Origin of the sequence: Pseudoxanthomonas sp. 3HH-4 (genome assembly GCF_006716465.1) — a bacterium.
Lineage (GTDB): Bacteria > Pseudomonadota > Gammaproteobacteria > Xanthomonadales > Xanthomonadaceae > Pseudoxanthomonas_A.
In genome coordinates, this window is sequence record NZ_VFPB01000002.1 from 371,567 (window position 1) to 387,120 (window position 15,554).

The 15,554-nt window shown below is 68.3% G+C and carries 13 protein-coding genes; 6 read left to right on the plus strand and 7 right to left on the minus strand.

The window, feature by feature from the left end:
• The 4 genes from FB548_RS09125 to FB548_RS09140 all read right to left on the minus strand — a co-directional run bounded on the left by FB548_RS09125 (position 1) and on the right by FB548_RS09140 (position 6,987).
• Complete coding sequence (locus tag FB548_RS09125; RefSeq protein ID WP_142124461.1) at positions 1 to 720, minus strand: pseudouridine synthase; 720 nt, start codon at positions 718 to 720, stop codon at positions 1 to 3.
• A 40-nt stretch (positions 721 to 760) separates the two neighbouring features.
• Positions 761 to 3,193: an EAL domain-containing protein gene (locus FB548_RS09130; RefSeq protein WP_142124462.1), complete on the minus strand. Its 2,433-nt coding sequence runs from the start codon at positions 3,191 to 3,193 to the stop codon at positions 761 to 763.
• Positions 3,194 to 3,326: 133 nt separating this feature from the next.
• Positions 3,327 to 4,979, minus strand: coding sequence for a GGDEF domain-containing protein (locus FB548_RS09135; RefSeq protein WP_255470475.1), 1,653 nt, complete (start codon positions 4,977 to 4,979; stop codon positions 3,327 to 3,329).
• A 103-nt stretch (positions 4,980 to 5,082) separates the two neighbouring features.
• Positions 5,083 to 6,987, minus strand: a complete 1,905-nt coding sequence (locus FB548_RS09140) for a DEAD/DEAH box helicase (protein WP_142124463.1) — start codon at positions 6,985 to 6,987, stop codon at positions 5,083 to 5,085.
• A gap of 189 nt (positions 6,988 to 7,176) precedes the next feature.
• Here FB548_RS09140 and FB548_RS09145 point away from each other — a divergent pair, with 189 nt between their 5' ends.
• The 4 genes from FB548_RS09145 (at position 7,177) to FB548_RS09160 (ending at position 8,936) form a co-directional block, all read left to right on the plus strand.
• Positions 7,177 to 7,674: a sigma-70 family RNA polymerase sigma factor gene (locus FB548_RS09145; protein WP_142124464.1), complete on the plus strand. Its 498-nt coding sequence runs from the start codon at positions 7,177 to 7,179 to the stop codon at positions 7,672 to 7,674.
• A gap of 26 nt (positions 7,675 to 7,700) precedes the next feature.
• Positions 7,701 to 8,372: a serine/threonine protein kinase gene (locus tag FB548_RS09150; RefSeq protein WP_142124465.1), complete on the plus strand. Its 672-nt coding sequence runs from the start codon at positions 7,701 to 7,703 to the stop codon at positions 8,370 to 8,372.
• A 26-nt stretch (positions 8,373 to 8,398) separates the two neighbouring features.
• Positions 8,399 to 8,629 carry an RNA-binding S4 domain-containing protein gene (locus FB548_RS09155; RefSeq protein ID WP_142124466.1) on the plus strand — a complete coding sequence of 77 codons (231 nt, stop codon included), beginning with the start codon at positions 8,399 to 8,401 and terminating at the stop codon, positions 8,627 to 8,629.
• A 70-nt stretch (positions 8,630 to 8,699) separates the two neighbouring features.
• The gene (locus FB548_RS09160; protein WP_255470476.1) at positions 8,700 to 8,936 is read left to right on the plus strand and encodes an RNA-binding S4 domain-containing protein; all 237 of its coding nucleotides are present in this window, start codon (positions 8,700 to 8,702) and stop codon (positions 8,934 to 8,936) included.
• A gap of 119 nt (positions 8,937 to 9,055) precedes the next feature.
• Here FB548_RS09160 and FB548_RS09165 read toward each other — a convergent pair whose 3' ends face one another.
• From FB548_RS09165 to FB548_RS09175, 3 genes are all read right to left on the minus strand, one after another.
• On the minus strand, positions 9,056 to 10,222 hold the full coding sequence (locus FB548_RS09165; RefSeq protein WP_185742064.1) for a hypothetical protein: 1,167 nt from the start codon (positions 10,220 to 10,222) through the stop codon (positions 9,056 to 9,058).
• A 137-nt stretch (positions 10,223 to 10,359) separates the two neighbouring features.
• On the minus strand, positions 10,360 to 10,749 hold the full coding sequence (locus FB548_RS09170; RefSeq protein ID WP_142124468.1) for an MAPEG family protein: 390 nt from the start codon (positions 10,747 to 10,749) through the stop codon (positions 10,360 to 10,362).
• A 32-nt stretch (positions 10,750 to 10,781) separates the two neighbouring features.
• Positions 10,782 to 11,171 (minus strand): OmpA family protein, encoded by a 390-nt coding sequence (locus FB548_RS09175; protein WP_142124469.1) that lies wholly within the window; start codon positions 11,169 to 11,171, stop codon positions 10,782 to 10,784.
• Between the two features lie 189 nt (positions 11,172 to 11,360).
• On the opposite strand from FB548_RS09175, the gene FB548_RS09180 reads away from it, so the two are divergent.
• Positions 11,361 to 12,191 carry an alpha/beta hydrolase gene (locus FB548_RS09180; protein ID WP_255470490.1) on the plus strand — a complete coding sequence of 277 codons (831 nt, stop codon included), beginning with the start codon at positions 11,361 to 11,363 and terminating at the stop codon, positions 12,189 to 12,191.
• A gap of 186 nt (positions 12,192 to 12,377) precedes the next feature.
• On the plus strand, positions 12,378 to 15,551 hold the full coding sequence (locus FB548_RS09185; protein WP_221625926.1) for a bifunctional diguanylate cyclase/phosphodiesterase: 3,174 nt from the start codon (positions 12,378 to 12,380) through the stop codon (positions 15,549 to 15,551).
• Positions 15,552 to 15,554: the final 3 nt, after the last annotated feature.

A 15,554-nucleotide genomic window follows, 5' to 3' on the forward strand; every position in this document is an offset into this window, starting at 1 on the left:
TCACCAGGTTTCCTGCTGCGGCAGCAGGCCACGCAGTTCCTGATCGGTGAGGTTGCGCCAGCGGCCCAGTTTCAGGTCACCCAGCTTCACGTTGTCGATCCGCACCCGGCGCAGCTGGGTGACGCGGTAGTCGAACGCGGCGGCCATCAGGCGGATCTGCCGGTTCAAACCCTGGGTGAGGGTGATGCGGAACCCGAACTTCGCGATGCGGTTGGTCCGGCACGGCAGCGTCATCTGCCCGTGCACGCGCACGCCACGCGCCATGCCACGCAGGAACTCGTCCGTCACCGGCTTGTTGACCGCCACCAAGTACTCCTTCTCGTGGCGGTTCTCCGCACGCAGGATCTGGTTGACGATGTCGCCGTTGCTGGTCAGCAGGATCAGCCCTTCCGAATCCTTGTCGAGACGCCCGATCGGAAAGATGCGCTGCTCGTGGCCGACGAAGTCGACGATATTGTCCTTCACTGACGATTCCGTGGTGCAAGTGATGCCGACCGGCTTGTTCAGCACGATGTAGACGTGCTTGCGCTTGCCTGCCTTCACCGCGCGCGCCTTCAGCGGCTGCCCATCGACCCGAACCTCGTCGCCCTCGCCCACCACGGCGCCCATGCCGGCGGCGATGCCGTTGACGGTGACGCGACGCTCCGCGATCAGGCGGTCGGCCTCGCGGCGGGAACAGAAGCCGGTGTCGGCGATGTGCTTGTTGAGGCGGACGGTCATGCCGCCATTATCCGGGATCGCGCGCCCGCCGTCGCCCGCTTCACGCAGGTTCCACGGATGCCGCGGCCTGAACGGAGTCCCATGCCGCCATCAGTTCGTCCAGCGGGCATGGCACGTGGACGGCATAGCCCTGCACGTGCCCGATGCCCACCTCGCGCAGTTGTGCCATCACCGCATCGCTTTCGACCCACTCGGCGATGGTGATCTTGCCGAGCGCCTGGCCCATCTGGCTCATCGAACGCACCAGCGCCAGGTCGACCTCTCCTCGCGCGAGGTCGCGGATGAAGGCGCCGTCGATCTTGAGGATGTCCACTGGCAACCGCTTGAGATAGGCGAACGAGGACAGGCCGCTGCCGAAATCGTCCAGCGCGATCCGGCACCCGCGCGCCCGCATCGCATCGATGAAACGGCAGGCATCGTCCAGGTTGGCGATCACCGCCGTTTCGGTGATCTCGAAGCACAACCGCGTCGCGACGCCCGGTTGCTGGTCCAGCAGCAGGTTCACGTGTTCAAGGAAGGCAGGGTTGGCGATCGACTGCGCAGACACGTTCAGGTGGCACAGATCCACGCGCGCCAACTGCGCGGGATACAACGCGAAATGCCGGCATACCGCATCGACGACGAAACAGTCGACCGCCATGCCCTGCCCGTAGCGCTCCATCGCCGGCAGGAACACACCCGGCGCATGCAGCCGGCCCTCGCGGTCGCGCAGGCGCACCAGCACTTCGTACTGCAGGCGCTGGCTGCCATCCAGCGCGATGATCTGCTGCGCATACAGCAACAGGCGGTCTTCCGCGATCGCCAGCTGCGTGTGCGCCACCCATTCCAGTTCGTGGCGACGACGCGAGAGGCTGGGATCGGAATCACGATAACAGCGGATGCGGTTGCGCCCTTCTTCCTTGGCCACATAGCACGCGGCGTCGGCCGCGCGCAGCAGCCAGTCCACGTCCACTGCCGCGTCATTGATCTCGGCCACGCCGATGCTGCAGTTCAGGCCGAACGTACGGCCGTTCCACTGGAACGAGGACTCGCCCAGCGACGCATGGATGCGCGCCATCGCGGCTTCCGCTTCCTCCAGCGTGGTGTCGTGCAGCAGCACCGCAAACTCATCGCCGCCCAGGCGCCCCAACCAGTCTTCACGACGCAGCTGCGCCGCCACCCGGCTGGCGAAATGGCACAGGAAGCGGTCACCCGCTTCATGCCCGCAGGTGTCGTTGACCAGCTTGAACTGGTCCAGATCGATGTAGCAGAGCGTGTGCCGCCCATCGCATCCATGCGGCTGTCCGAGCACGCTGCCCAACCTGCGGGCGATCTCGCGCCGGTTGATCAGGCCGGTGAGGTCATCGTGGCTGGCCTGGTGCGCGATTTCGCAGGCGAGTTCATGCGCTTCGGACACGTCTTCCACCAGCACGAACACCCGCTCCGCACAGCGCGCACGCGCCGCGACCACCGACGCCGTCCAGCGCACCCAGCGCACGTCGCCATCGCGACGCACGAGCCGGCGTTCGCCCGGCTCGAGCATGCGGGTCCAGTCGATGGCGCCACGGGCGTCGCATTGCAGATCGTCGGCATGCAGCACGTCGGACAGATGCAGCGAGCGGATGTCATGCAGCGGCATCCCGAGGATCTGCGCCAGCGCCTCGTTCGCCTGGGTGAAGCGCCCATCGCGATCCAGCTTGAGCATGCCCACCGCTGACTGGTGGAACGCCATGCGGAATTCGCTTTCGGTCTCGCGCACGCGGCGCAGCGTGCTGCGCATGACATGTAGCGCATACGCGCAGAGCGCGAGGAACGCCAGCGCGCTGAGCCCAAGCAGGACGCGCCGCATGAAATGCGCGCCCTCTGCCAGCGAGCGCGAGAATGCCAGCTCCTTCGGACGCACGCGCGCATCGATTTCCATCAGCCGCTGCTGGTAAGCGCGGACGCTTGCGCCGTCGCGTGTGGCGCCTGAGGGACGCGCCTCGAGTTCGTCGGCCAGCGTTACCAGATGCTGGATCTCGACTTCCGCCTCGCGCCACAGGCGCACCGATTCGCGGAAGTACGGGGCCTTGCGCAGCATGCGGTACATCCAGATCAGGCGGCCGATGTCCTCCGGCGCGTTCTCGCCCTGCAGGAACCCCGCACGCGCGGCCGCCATGTCCACCGGCGCACTTTCCAGCGCCAGCCGACCCGCGCGGTCACCCAGCGGCACGCGCAGGGCGGCGCGCGCATCGGCCAGGTCCGCGGGCCGCGCATGGCTGGCATAGCGATACAGGCTGTGTACGGCACGCTGCTGCGCCTTGGACCAATGGCTCTCACCGATGATGTAGGCGGTCGCGCCCGCCTGCGTTTCAAGCACGGCGGCGATCAGCAGTGCGCCCAGCGCGGACAGGACGATGAGCACTGCGACCCGGGCCGGGAGCCGCCGCTGCAGGCCCCGGTTGCGGTCATCGCCGGCAGTCCCGCCGGCTACGGATGCTTCCCTGTTGTCCACATGTCACTCCTGTTGGCCCGCGCGATCGAAGGCGTTCGCGTGGGCCTCCATCGTCGTTCATCGGCCCCACCCCGGTACCCTTGAGGGCTGGGTCAGCATTCGACACGGACGGCCGACAAATGGTCGCCCCGCGTCAGTTGTCGCCATCCGGGGCAGCACCGGCGTCGACCACCTGGTCGCGCCCGGCCCGCTTGGCCCGGTACATCGCCTCGTCGGCCCGGCGCAGCAGCGATGCCGCGTCGATGTCCTCCGGCTCGAGCGTGGCCAGGCCGATGCTGGCGGTCACCAGCAGGCCCTCGATGCCCAGCCCGGCGCCGGTCGCGCGCACCTGCGTACGCATCGCTTCCAGGCGCGCCCGCGCGATGGCACCGCCTATGCCGGGCAACAACACCAGGAACTCCTCGCCGCCCATCCGGATCACGTCCGCGGGGTCGCGCACCACCGAAGTCAGGGTGCCCGCCACCGCCACCAACACACGGTCACCGACCGCATGCCCGTGCACGTCGTTGATGCGCTTGAACAGGTCGATGTCGAGGAAACCCACGGCCAGCGATTCCTCACCCGCGCGGGCATCACGCATGTGCTGCTCCAGCCGCTTCAGGCCGGCGCGGCGGTTGGGGAGGCCGGTGAGTTCGTCGGTGTCGGCCAGGGCACGCATCTCGTCACGCTGGCGTCGCAACTGGCCCAGGCGCAGGTTCAACACGTAGGCGCTGACCGTCAGGAACCACGTGATCGACAACTGGATCGCTTCCACGCGGTATTCGATCAGCAGATGGCTGTCGATCACGTCCATCACCGCCATCGCCAGGAACGGCGTCACGGCCGCGATCGCCGCGATGGCATCGGCGCGCTGCCCACGCAGGAAATACAGCCCCAGCACCAGGATGGCAACGCAGCCGGCGGCGAAGCCCTGGTCGATGCCTGTCGCCAACCGCGACAGGCCTTCCAGCGACAACCACCCCGCGGCCACGCTCGTGGCGCAGATGCCTGCCGCAAGCCACGGCAACCAGCGTCGCGTGCCGGGCCAGGCGCGCGCGCCGCCGACGAGCAGCCACATCGCGTACAGCAGCGTCGGCAAGCCCAGGCAGGCAAATGCGACCAGCCATCGGGATTCGCCATCGCCGATGGGCAACCAGGGTTCCGGGTAGCCGCTCAGGCCGCTGAGTACCGCCTGCCCCAGTACGCTGAGCGCACACAGGAGGGCGTAGCCCAGGAAGACGCGGTCGCGCGTACTCAGGAAACCCATCAGCGCCATGAAGGCCAGCGCGATGGCGATGGCCACGCACGCCGTCCGCACCAGCAGGCGTGCCGTGTCGACCTGCTGGACCGGGCTGGGCGCGCCAATGCGGACCGTGGGGATCCATCCGGGCTTCAGCGGTTTGGCCCACGCCACCTCTATGGGGTCCCGGTTGCCCGCCCGGGGCACTACCACCATGCCCACGCCTGCACGGAACCGAGAATCACGCGTGCGGGCGTCGTGCATGCGTCCGCATACCTCACGGTCGCCGTGGTGCACCCGTACCTCGCCTGCGAAGATGTTGAACACATTGATGGCCTGCGGGGCACCCGACCACCCTTCCGGCGGAGCGGGGATCTCGACCCGCTCCGTGAGCCTCGCCTGCATTGCGGCCGTGCAGTGGCGCTGCGGCGCCTGTTCTGAGGTCGGCGCCCCGGTGACCAGGTAGTCGCGGCCGGGTTCCGGCGCCGCCTGGACCGGGCACGACAACGCGACGAGCAGCAACAGCCACCCTGCGATCCCGCCACGTTGATCCCCGTTCCCCCTCACGAACACTCCGTACGTCGCCGCCCTCCCGACTACCGGTGCGCTGGCTTGCGTCTACGAAATGCAACTTCCGTGCCACGCGCCGCGCCTCCGTGCCGGCGGACCGTCACTCGCGCGGCGGTCCCTTGCGGTGCAGCTTGCCGGCGCCGAACGGCTTGTCGCCGCGCGGCTTGCCCTTGCCAGCCCCCGCGCCTCCGAACTTGCGTGGCGGCGCCGAACCCGCACCGCCACCCTCGCCCGGCTTGTGGATGCGCAGTTGCTGGCCGGACACCCAGACCTTCTTCAGGTGCATCAGCACCTCGCGCGGCATGCCTTCGGGCAGGTCCAGCGTGGTGTGGTCGTGCTGGATGTCGATCCGGCCGATGTAACGGCTTTCCAGCCCCGCCTCGTTGGCGATCGCGCCGACGATGTTGGCCGGCTTCACACCATGGGCGTGGCCCACCTCGATGCGGTAGGTCTCCATACCCACCTCCGGCGCGCTGCGCGGCGCCTTGTCGGCGCGCGGGCGGTCGGTGTCGGGGCGCTCGATCTTCGACCGCTCGGGCTTGTCGAAGCTGCGCGTGGGGCGCTCGCTGGAGGCAGCGTCCTCATGGCGGCGCGGACGCTCATCGCGCTCGCGGCGCGGCGCATTGCCGTAGGTCTCGCTGCGCACCGGGCGCTGCTCGCGCGGCGTGCGCTCCTGCGACAGCAGCAGCGGCGTGTCGCCCTGCACCAGCTGCGCCAGCGCAGCGGCGATGTCGACCGCGGGCACGTTCTGTTCTCGTTCGTAGCGCTCGATCAGTGCGCGGAATTCGCCGGCCTTGCCGGATGCCAGCATGTCGGTGATGCGCGCCAGGAACTTCTCCACGCGGCGGTCGTTCACCGCTTCCACGCTGGGCAGCTGCATCTCTTCGATCGGCTGGCGCGTGGCGCGCTCGATCGAACGCAGCATGCCCTTCTCGCGCGGAGTGACGAACAGGATCGCGTCGCCCGTACGACCGGCGCGGCCGGTGCGGCCGATACGATGCACGTAGCTTTCGGTGTCGTACGGAATATCGTAGTTCAGCACGTGGCTGATGCGTTCCACGTCCAGGCCGCGCGCGGCCACGTCGGTGGCGACCAGGATGTCCAGCTTGCCGTCCTTGAGCTGCTGGATGGTCTTCTCGCGCGCCGCCTGCTGCATGTCGCCGTTGATCGCGGCGGCGGCCAGCCCGCGCGCCTGCAGCTTGTCGGCCAGCTCTTCGGTGGCCGCCTTGGTGCGGGCGAACACGATCATGCCGTCGAACGGTTCCACTTCCAGGATGCGGGTCAGCGCATCCAGCTTGTGCATGCCGCTGACCCACCAGTAACGCTGGCGGATGTTCGCCGATGTCGTGGTCTTCGAGGCGATGTTCACCTCGACCGGATCCTTCAGGTAAGTCTGGGCGATGCGGCGGATGGCGGGTGGCATGGTCGCGGAGAACAGCGCCACCTGGCGTGTTTCCGGGGTCTTCTTCAGCACGGTCTCGACGTCGTCGATGAAGCCCATGCGCAGCATTTCGTCGGCTTCGTCCAGCACCAGCGTGGTCAGGCCGGACAGGTCCAGCGAGCCGCGCTCCAGGTGGTCGATCACGCGGCCCGGCGTACCGACCACGACGTGCACACCACGCTTGAGCGCCTGCAGCTGCGGGTAGTAGCTCTGGCCGCCGTAGATCGGCAGCACGTGGAAGCCGGGGATCTTGCCCGCGTACTTCTGGAACGCCTCCGCCACCTGGATGGCCAGCTCGCGCGTGGGCGCCAGCACCAGCGCCTGCGGGCTGCCCGCACCGGGGTTGAGGTTGGCCAGCACCGGCAGCGCGAAGGCGGCGGTCTTGCCGGTACCGGTCTGCGCGGTGCCCAGCACGTCACGGCCGGCCAGCATCGCCGGGATGGTGGCCGCCTGGATCGGCGACGGGGTTTCGTACCCCACGGCGGTGACGGCGGCCATGACCGGCGCCGGCAAGCCGAGGTCGGCGAACAGGAGCGGGGCTGGGGAGGGGGATTCGGTGGACATGCGGAGACTCCGGGGCGTCGCGGAGCCGCACGCCGAGCCGCATATTGTGCCCCTTCGGGGGGCTCCTGTCGCGTTGCAGCACGCCAGCGCCTTCACGTGGACGGGCACTGTGATGTTCCGGGCGCGCCGGCGAATCACCTTCCAGACCCGCACAATCGAGCACACGCCCGGATGGAATCGACCCCCGCCATGACCACGGACACGGACGCCCGCACAGGCTTCCAGGCCCAGTTGCTGGCCCATCGCGGCATCGTCGCCAAGGTCGCCGGTACGTATGCCTGGCACCCGGACGACCGCGACGACCTGATGCAGGACATCGCCACGCAGCTGTGGCGCGCGTGGCCGGGGTACGACAGCGCCCGTCCGTTCGCCACCTGGATGTACCGGATAGCGCTGAACGTGGCGATTTCCCATGTCCGCGGCCGCACGCGCGCCCCGTCGCCCGAGGCATGGCACGAGGACCACCACGACCTCGCCGACCCGCATGCGCACGATCACGAAGCACACGAGCAGGTCGACCTGCTGTACCGCTTCATCCAGGCGCAACCTCCGCTCGACCGCGCCCTGCTGCTGCTCTACCTGGAAGACCGCAGCCATCGCGAGATGGCCGACGTGCTGGGCCTGAGCGAAACCAACGTGGCGACCAAGATCAGCCGGCTGAAGCAGCGGCTGCGCAACGAACTCTGAACCGATGACACCACACGGAAACGACCATGGAACCCGATGACCTGAAACTGGCGTGGCAGACCCTGTCGCGCCGCCTGGAACGACACGATGCGCTGCAGGCCCACCTACTGCTGGAGCAGCGCAAGCAGAAGGCGTTGTCCAGCCTGCGCCCGCTGTTCTGGGGCCAGGTGGCGCAGATGCTGTTCGGCATCCCCTTCATCCTGCTGGCCGCCCTGCTCTGGATCCGGGGCGGGCAGTCGGCCCACGGCCTGCCGTGGACGGTGCTGGCGGCCGGCGTGGTGGTGCAGCTCTACGGCATCGCGACGGTCGCGATGGCGGGCGAGACCCTGCGCCGCATGCGCGAAGTGGATTGCGCGCAGCCGATCATCGAAATCCAGACGCGCTTGGCCCGTTTGCGCCGCACCTACATCGTCAACGGCATGCTGACCGGGCTGCCGTGGTGGTTCATGTGGGTGCCGGTGCTGGTGGTGCTGGCGGGCCTGGGTGGCAACGACTTGTATGCGCGGGCGCCGGGCGTGGTCTGGATCGGCCTGGGCGTAGGCGTTGCCGGCCTGGCGGCGACCTTCTGGTTCCATCGCTGGTCGCGTGACCCGGCCCGTCCCCGGCTGGCCAAGGCCATGGAGGACAGCGTGACCGGCGGCAGCCTGCGGCGCGCACGCGCGCAGATCGAAGAGGTCGCGCGCTTCGAGGCCGAGTGAGCGGGCCGTGGCTTACACTGCCGAGCATGCCACGCATCGACTTCGACCTTGACCCGCCCCACGACTACGTGGAGCTCAACCAGTTGCTGAAGCTGGTCGGCATCGCCGACAGCGGCGGCCAGGGCAAGGCCATCGTTGCCAGCGGCGAGGTGACGGTGGATGGCGAGGCGGAACTGCGCAAGACGGCGAAAATCCGCGCGGGTCAGGTCGTCCGCATCGGCGATGCCGAGATCCGGGTGCAGGCCGCGGAAAGCTGAGGCCTCCGCACAACACGGCACCCCGCTCCGCCTGCGTAAAACCTCGCACGACTCACACAAAGGCTGAGCGTTGAGTCATTCACGCATCGACTTCGACCTTGACCCGCCCCACGACTACGTGGAGCTCAACCAGTTGCTGAAGCTGGTCGGCATCGCCGACAGCGGCGGCCAGGGCAAGGCCATCGTTGCCAGCGGCGAGGTGACGGTGGATGGCGAGGCGGAACTGCGCAAGACGGCGAAAATCCGCGCGGGTCAGGTCGTCCGCATCGGCGATGCCGAGATCCGGGTGCAGGCCGCGGAAAGCTGAGGCCTCCGCACAACACGGCACCCCGCTCCGCCTGCGTAAAACCTCGCACGACTCACACAAAGGCTGAGCGTTGAGTCATTTTGGCTGGCGCATGAGGGGAAAGGCGTCGCGCGAGTCGCTCAGGGTGCGGTGCCGGCTTCCGGCCGGGGGCTGGCGGACGTGTCGCCCGGCGCATCGGAAGCCGCCTCCACATCCGCCATGCGGTCGAACTCCGACAGCGGACTGTCGGCCGGGCACTTCGCGTCGGGAAACTGGAAACGCTCACGCAGCGCCAGGCCGCAGGCCTGCATCTCGTCCAGGCCGGTGCCGGCGCTCTTGCACTCGCTGTCGAAGCTGCGCATGAAGGCATCGCGGCGCAGCACGAAATCCTCGCCGCAGCGTCGCATCAGCTGCAGGCGGTCCAAGTCGTCCTGGGCGGCATTGGTGCCATCCAGCCCGAACTCCTGCAACTCGTCCTTGTCGAGCAGGCGCAGCCGGCGGTTCGGCACCGTCATCATCAGGTCGGCCACGGTCACGGCCACGCCGTTGCGCGACAGGTAGTCCTTCACCCGGTCGTAGACGCCGCGAAGTTCTTCGTTCAACTCGCTGCGCGTGGTGGCGGTGGAACTCATGCGGATGATGCGGTGCACGCCCACCTTGCCGGAGATCATCCGGTTGTCGCCAGCGCCCAGCACGAACACGCACGCGCTATGGCAGGCAGAACCTTCGCGTACCCAGATCGTCCAGCCGCCGCCGCCGATGGCGTCGCCCGCCCTTATCGCGTCCTCCACTTGGCCACCGGCAGAATCCAGATCGAGGATGCGCTTGTGGATGGCCATGCGCTCCGCAATGTCGGCCACCCGGGCAACCAGGTCGGTGAAATCCGCTGCGATCTTGCCTTGGTAGCGCAGGCGCAGCACGCCGCCCTTCTGGCACGGCGACAACGCATCGACCACGCTGAAGAACGCCAACGACTCCAACAGCTCGCCGTCGCCTTCTTCGCTGTTGTAGTCGGCACGGCAACTGACCCAGGCCTTGCCCGACTCGACTTTCGCCAGCGGCCAGTCGGTAGGCAGACCTTCGCGGGGGCCACTCTCGGCAGGTGCGCCACGCACAGGCGACATTGGACCGGTGGACACCGCACCATCGCCACGTTCGGCTTGCTGCGAGGTTGTTTCAGGGGCGGGAGCCGCGTCGGTGGCCGGTGCCTGCGCCATCGCGTCGGGCGCGCCACCCTCCGGCTCGCCCGCACCACACCCAGCCAGCAGGAGGCTGGCGGCGAGCAGCATCAGCAGGGGAAGGTGCAGGTTGCGGGACAACATCCGGTCGATCAGGGCACGACACCAGGTTCCGAAGGCGCTGGCATGGGTGAGGGTCCGTCTAGTCTAGTGTCAAACCCGCTGCGTGGTCCCACCGCGGGATGAACCCGCCTCCCGCCGAGACGTCACAGCAAGGCCCAGAGCAGCTGCAGCAGGCCCCACAGCGAGATGGCCCAGACGAGGGTGCGAAGATATGGGACGCCCGCCGCATACAGCGGCACGTAGGCGAGACGGGCCCAGAAATAACACTGCGCGCCAAGCGCGGTACCGGCATCGCCCCGATCGAGCGCGACCACCGCCAGCGCGGCGGCGGCGAAGAACGGAAAGGTCTCCAGGAAATTGCGCAATCCCCGGTCCACCCGCGCAGCCACGCCCTCCAGCGGCGGCAACACGGCATCGCGTGCGCCGACATTCCACTTCAATCCACGCTGTCGGGTGGTCAATGCAGCGCCCAGCAGTACATGCGCCAATCCCAGTGCGATGGACCAGGCGAGCATCTTCAGTTCGATCGGCATGGTGGGCGTCCTCGTGCAAGGTGACGCCCACTCTAGCGCAGCCCCGCGCGCCTGCACTCTCCCTTGTCGAGGGCAGGCAGGCGCGCGGAGGTGCCTTCCGGTTGCATCGATGACATGGTGCGCGCGGCCCCGGCGCAATCGACCACCAGCGAGACGCGGCGGTTGTCGCGGCCGGCCTCGGCACGACGCTGGCCCAGACGATTGTTGTACGCGCTGGGACCGGGCGGATCGGCGAAGCCTTCAACGGTGATGGTCGCGTCGGAATGGCTTTCGCGGCTAATGCGGGCGGAGTCGTCCAGCAGCGGCTTGTCCCGGTCGCTCGGCACGGCGTCGTGGGCGGCGAACGCGTGAAAGCAGCATCTGCGCACGCCGGTGCAATCGGGGCGCGGACCGGGATGGGAACGTGGGCGCACCGCCACCATCACCCCGGATTACTTCCCATGCCGGACACTCGCCACGACATCGACCTGCAACGTCGACAGCTGATGCTGGCGGGTGCGGCGATCACCGGTGCCGCCTTCCTGCCGCTGGCCGCGTGCAGCCGCACCGACCCGCCCGCCTCCACCGCATCGCCGCTCCCTCCCCCTTCCCCCACCCTCGAGAGAACCGCCATGGGCCTGTTCACCACCAAAGACGACGTTCAGATCTACTTCAAGGATTGGGGTCCGAAAGACGGACCTGTCGTCACCCTCAGCCACGGCTGGCCGCTGAACGCGGACAGCTGGGAATCGCAGGCGTACCACCTGGCCGCGAACGGCTTCCGCGTGATCGCGCACGACCGGCGCGGGCATGGCCGTTCGAGCCAGCCGTGGGATGGCAACGACATGGACCACTACGCCGACGACCTCGCGCAGCTGATCGAACATCTGGACCTGAAGGACATCACGATGTTCGGATTCTCCACAGGCGGCGGCGAAGTGGCGCGCTACATCGGCCGCCACGGCACGAAGCGGGTGAAGAAGGCCGGTCTGGTGTCCGCGGTGCCGCCGCTGATGGTGAAGACCGAGGCCAATCCCGGCGGCCTGCCCATCGACGTGTTCGACGGCATCCGCGCGGGCCTGCTGGCCAACCGTTCGCAGCTGTTCAAGGACATCCCCTCGGGCCCGTTCTTCGGCTACAACCGTCCCGGCGCGAAGCCTTCGCAAGGCGTCATCGACGCATGGTGGCTGCAGGGCATGATGGGTGGGCACAAGAACACGTACGACAGCATCAAGGCGTTCTCGGAAACCGATTTCACCGAAGACCTGAAGAAGTTCGACGTGCCCACCGTGATCATCCATGGCGACGATGACCAGATCGTGCCCATCGATGCCGCCGCGCGCGCCTCGGCCCAGTTGGTGAAGGGCAGCCAGCTGATCGTCTACGCCGGGGCCCCCCACGGCATCACCGATACGCACAAGGACAAGCTCAACGCCGACATGCTGGCGTTCGCCAAGAGCTGACGACCCCGGGCACCACCTGCGCGGCCCGCACAGCGCGGGCCGCGCACCGGCAGCCGATCTGCCGGACCGGATCACCCATTGCACTCTCCGTGCTTGCGGGTGGGCGGCGATTTGGGTATCACAGTGCGACGGGGTGTCGGCCCCCAGGGGACAGCATTGGCGATACAGCAGGACCTTTGGCGGCCCGTGCACTGGGCGCAACGCTTCGCGGCGGCGTTCGCGTGGCTGTTGGCCGCCACCTTCACCCTGGTGAACATCGGCGGCGTGCACTTCGTCGACGACAGCGTGCCGGTGATCGGCGTGATGGTGGCCATCGCCACCTGGCGCAGCGAACAGAGGCCGGTACGGCTTGCGGTCGCCGGGCTGCTTGCGTTGTTGTTCCTGCTGCACCTGTGGCATTTCCACGCGCTCGGCACCTGCCTGGTTCTGGCAGCGACCGCGATCATCGTGTGGACGCGCTTGTGGCGCGGTTTCTGGCCCGAGTTCGTCATGCGCGTGTTCGCTGCGGCGCTGCTGCTGCTCGCCGTGCAGCCGGTGCTGGGAGCACTGCAGCCCGGCGGCGAAGCCGAGATCGGCTGGTCGGTGGCGCTGTCGGCGCTCGCGATGTTCCTGCTGGTCTATACGCCATCGCTGCGCTCGGGCCGCACGCTCGACACAAGTACTGAACTGGTTGCCTTCGTGCTGGCGTTCGCGGCGCTCGCCCTGGTCGGCTGGCACGTTCCCGGCAGCCTGGTCGGCAAGATGGGCGTGGCGTATCCGCCCATGCGGCCGATCTCCACACTCTGCGTGGCACTCGTGGCGCTGGCCCTGCTGCTGCGCCAGCGCGAACGGGAGCGGCTGGCGTGGATCCTGCTGGCCGTGGTCACCGTGCCGTTGCTGCTCACGCTGCTGCAGACGCTGGGCGGTATCGTCACCCCGGCGAATGGGCTCCTGCATCGGCTGGGCTGGCTGCCTCGCATCAGCACGCCACTGATCGGCGGATACACCGACTATGGCGTGCTGACCGCATGGCTGGCGGTCGCCCTGCTGCCGCAGCCATTGCAGCGCTGGGAAAGCCAGCGCTGGGGCATCACGCGCGGCCTGGGCATCGCGATGGCGTCGGTCGCCGGCATGGCGGCGCTGGGATTGCTCATCCAGTTGCCCTATCACCGCGAAGGCCTGTCGATCTACCAGGTGTCGCTGACCGCCTCGGTCCAACTGGTGGCGGTGGGGCTGGCGCTTGCCGTGGCGGGCGAAAACTCGCTGCGCCATCGCCTGCTCGGCATCATGCCGATGGCGGCGGCGTTGCTCCTCGGCGGCATGTACTGGCTCGCCGCGACGGCCGACCGCGATGCGATGGCACGCCGCGTGATGGAAATCCAGACCGCCAGTGCCACGCCTACCTTCCTGCGCGGCATGGAACTGCGGCGCGGTGCTTTGCGCCAGCTGTCCGCCGCGCTGGCCGCGGCAAGGCCCGACGCGGCCGAGGCCCTCTTCAATCAGCATGTCGACGACATGGTGCGCGCTTACGGCGCTTTCCGGGTCGTGCGCAGCGTAAGCGACGACGGCACCGAACTGCGTTGGGTGCGGCCAGGCTTCGATGCCCCGGCGGCGCCCTCGCCCGCCGTGCCGGTGGCGGACGAAGGCCATCTGCAATCCGTCCCCGGCGGTTGGTGGCTGACCGTCGATGTCGCGGGACGGCGCACGCAGGCCTTCATCGCGCTGGACGACTTCGTCACGACGCTGAGCAAAGCGGTGCTGTCGGACCGCCCCGTCCGCGCCACGGCCGAGGGCATGACCACGGTGGAACAAGGCCAGCCCGTGGGGTCGCCCCTGTCGGTGCAGACGGTCGCGCTGCCGGGCCATGACGTGCAACTGGAAATGTGGTCCCCGCCGGCACTCAGCTCATTCGTGCTGCCGCGCGCACTGGTCGTTGGCGGCCTGAGCAGCGGCCTGCTGATCGCGTTCGTCCTGTTCCTGCTGGAACTCTCGCGGCGGCGCTCGTCGGAGGCGGCGGAGACCGCGCGCTCGCTGCTGCTGGAAACCGAACGCCGCCTGGATGCGCAGCGGCGACTGAATGATGCCGCCGCGATGGACAGCGCCACCGGCCTGCCGCGCTTCTCGGCCCAGGCCAACCTCATCACCGAGCGGATCGCGACGCCATCGGCGTCCGGCCATGGCCTGGCGATCATGGACCTGGACGGCTTCGGCATGGTGAACGATTCGTTCGGCCACGACGGCGGCGATGAAGTGCTGCGCCGCATGGGCCAGCGCATCTCTGCGGCATGCGGCGAGGAGGGTTTCGTATACCGCTATGGCGGCGAAGGATTCCTGGCGCATTTCGCCAACATCGACATCGACCAGCTCACCCGCATCGCCGAAGACATCCGCCGCGCCGTGGGGCAGCCGATCGCGCTCTACTCCACGCATCCCTCATTCACCGTCACGGCCAGCATCGGCCTGGCCCATTCGCCCGAACACGGCGCGGACCTGCAGACCCTGCTGCGCAGCGCCGACGACGCACGCCATCTCGCCAAGCGCGCTGGCCGCAACCAGGTGCGGCTGCCTTCCGCCAGCACGCAGCAGGAGGCCAACGACCGCCTGAGCCGGGTGACCGCCCTGCGCGAAGCCGTCGCCCGCGGCCAGTTGCGTCTGGCGTACCAGCCGGTGGTGGCGGGCGACACGCTGCAGCTGACCGGATTCGAGGCACTCGCACGCTGGCGGCATCCCGTGTGGGGCGAAGTGCCGCCGTCGGTGTTCATCCCGTTGGCAGAGAGCGCGGGGTTGATGGAAGACATCGGCCATTTCGTGCTCGAGCAGGCCTGCCAGCAATTGGCGCGTTGGCGTGCGATGGGCCTGCGCACGCTGGGCATGGCGGTGAACCTGTCGCCCAGCCAGCTCGGTCAGCCCACGCTGGCGCCGTGGATCGCCGAATGTCTGCAACGCCATGCGCTGCCCGCCAACGCGCTGACGCTCGAACTCACCGAGAGCGTGCTGGTGGAGGACATGGGCGCGGCGCAGCAGATGCTGCAGTCCCTGCATGCGCTCGGCGTGCAGCTGGCGCTGGACGATTTCGGCACCGGCTATTCCAGCATGTCGTACCTGCAGCGCCTGCCGCTGGACATCATCAAGATCGACCGCAGTTTCGTGGACGGCATCGCCGCGGAAAGCACCGATCGTGCCATTGCGCGCACCATCCTCGTACTCGCCCACGAAATGGGCCTGCGCACCATCGCCGAAGGCGTCGAGACCGCCGAGCAGATGCACGCGCTGCAGCAGATGCGCTGCGACGAGATGCAGGGGTATTTCTTCGGCAGGCCGATGGAAGTCGAAGAGGCCACCGCGTTGGCGCGCGGCGAACTGCGCCAGGCGATGACGTGACTC

What these genes read in the sequence shown, in the direction of transcription:
- FB548_RS09125 (WP_142124461.1), bottom strand. Translation starts at nt 720, where the DNA reads ATGACCGTCCGCCTCAACAAGCACATCGCCGACACCGGCTTCTGTTCC.
- FB548_RS09140 (WP_142124463.1), bottom strand. Translation starts at nt 6,987, where the DNA reads ATGTCCACCGAATCCCCCTCCCCAGCCCCGCTCCTGTTCGCCGACCTC.
- FB548_RS09145 (WP_142124464.1), top strand. Translation starts at nt 7,177, where the DNA reads ATGACCACGGACACGGACGCCCGCACAGGCTTCCAGGCCCAGTTGCTG.
- FB548_RS09150 (WP_142124465.1), top strand. Translation starts at nt 7,701, where the DNA reads ATGGAACCCGATGACCTGAAACTGGCGTGGCAGACCCTGTCGCGCCGC.
- FB548_RS09155 (WP_142124466.1), top strand. Translation starts at nt 8,399, where the DNA reads ATGCCACGCATCGACTTCGACCTTGACCCGCCCCACGACTACGTGGAG.
- FB548_RS09170 (WP_142124468.1), bottom strand. Translation starts at nt 10,749, where the DNA reads ATGCCGATCGAACTGAAGATGCTCGCCTGGTCCATCGCACTGGGATTG.
- FB548_RS09175 (WP_142124469.1), bottom strand. Translation starts at nt 11,171, where the DNA reads ATGGTGGCGGTGCGCCCACGTTCCCATCCCGGTCCGCGCCCCGATTGC.
- FB548_RS09180 (WP_255470490.1), top strand. Translation starts at nt 11,361, where the DNA reads ATGGGCCTGTTCACCACCAAAGACGACGTTCAGATCTACTTCAAGGAT.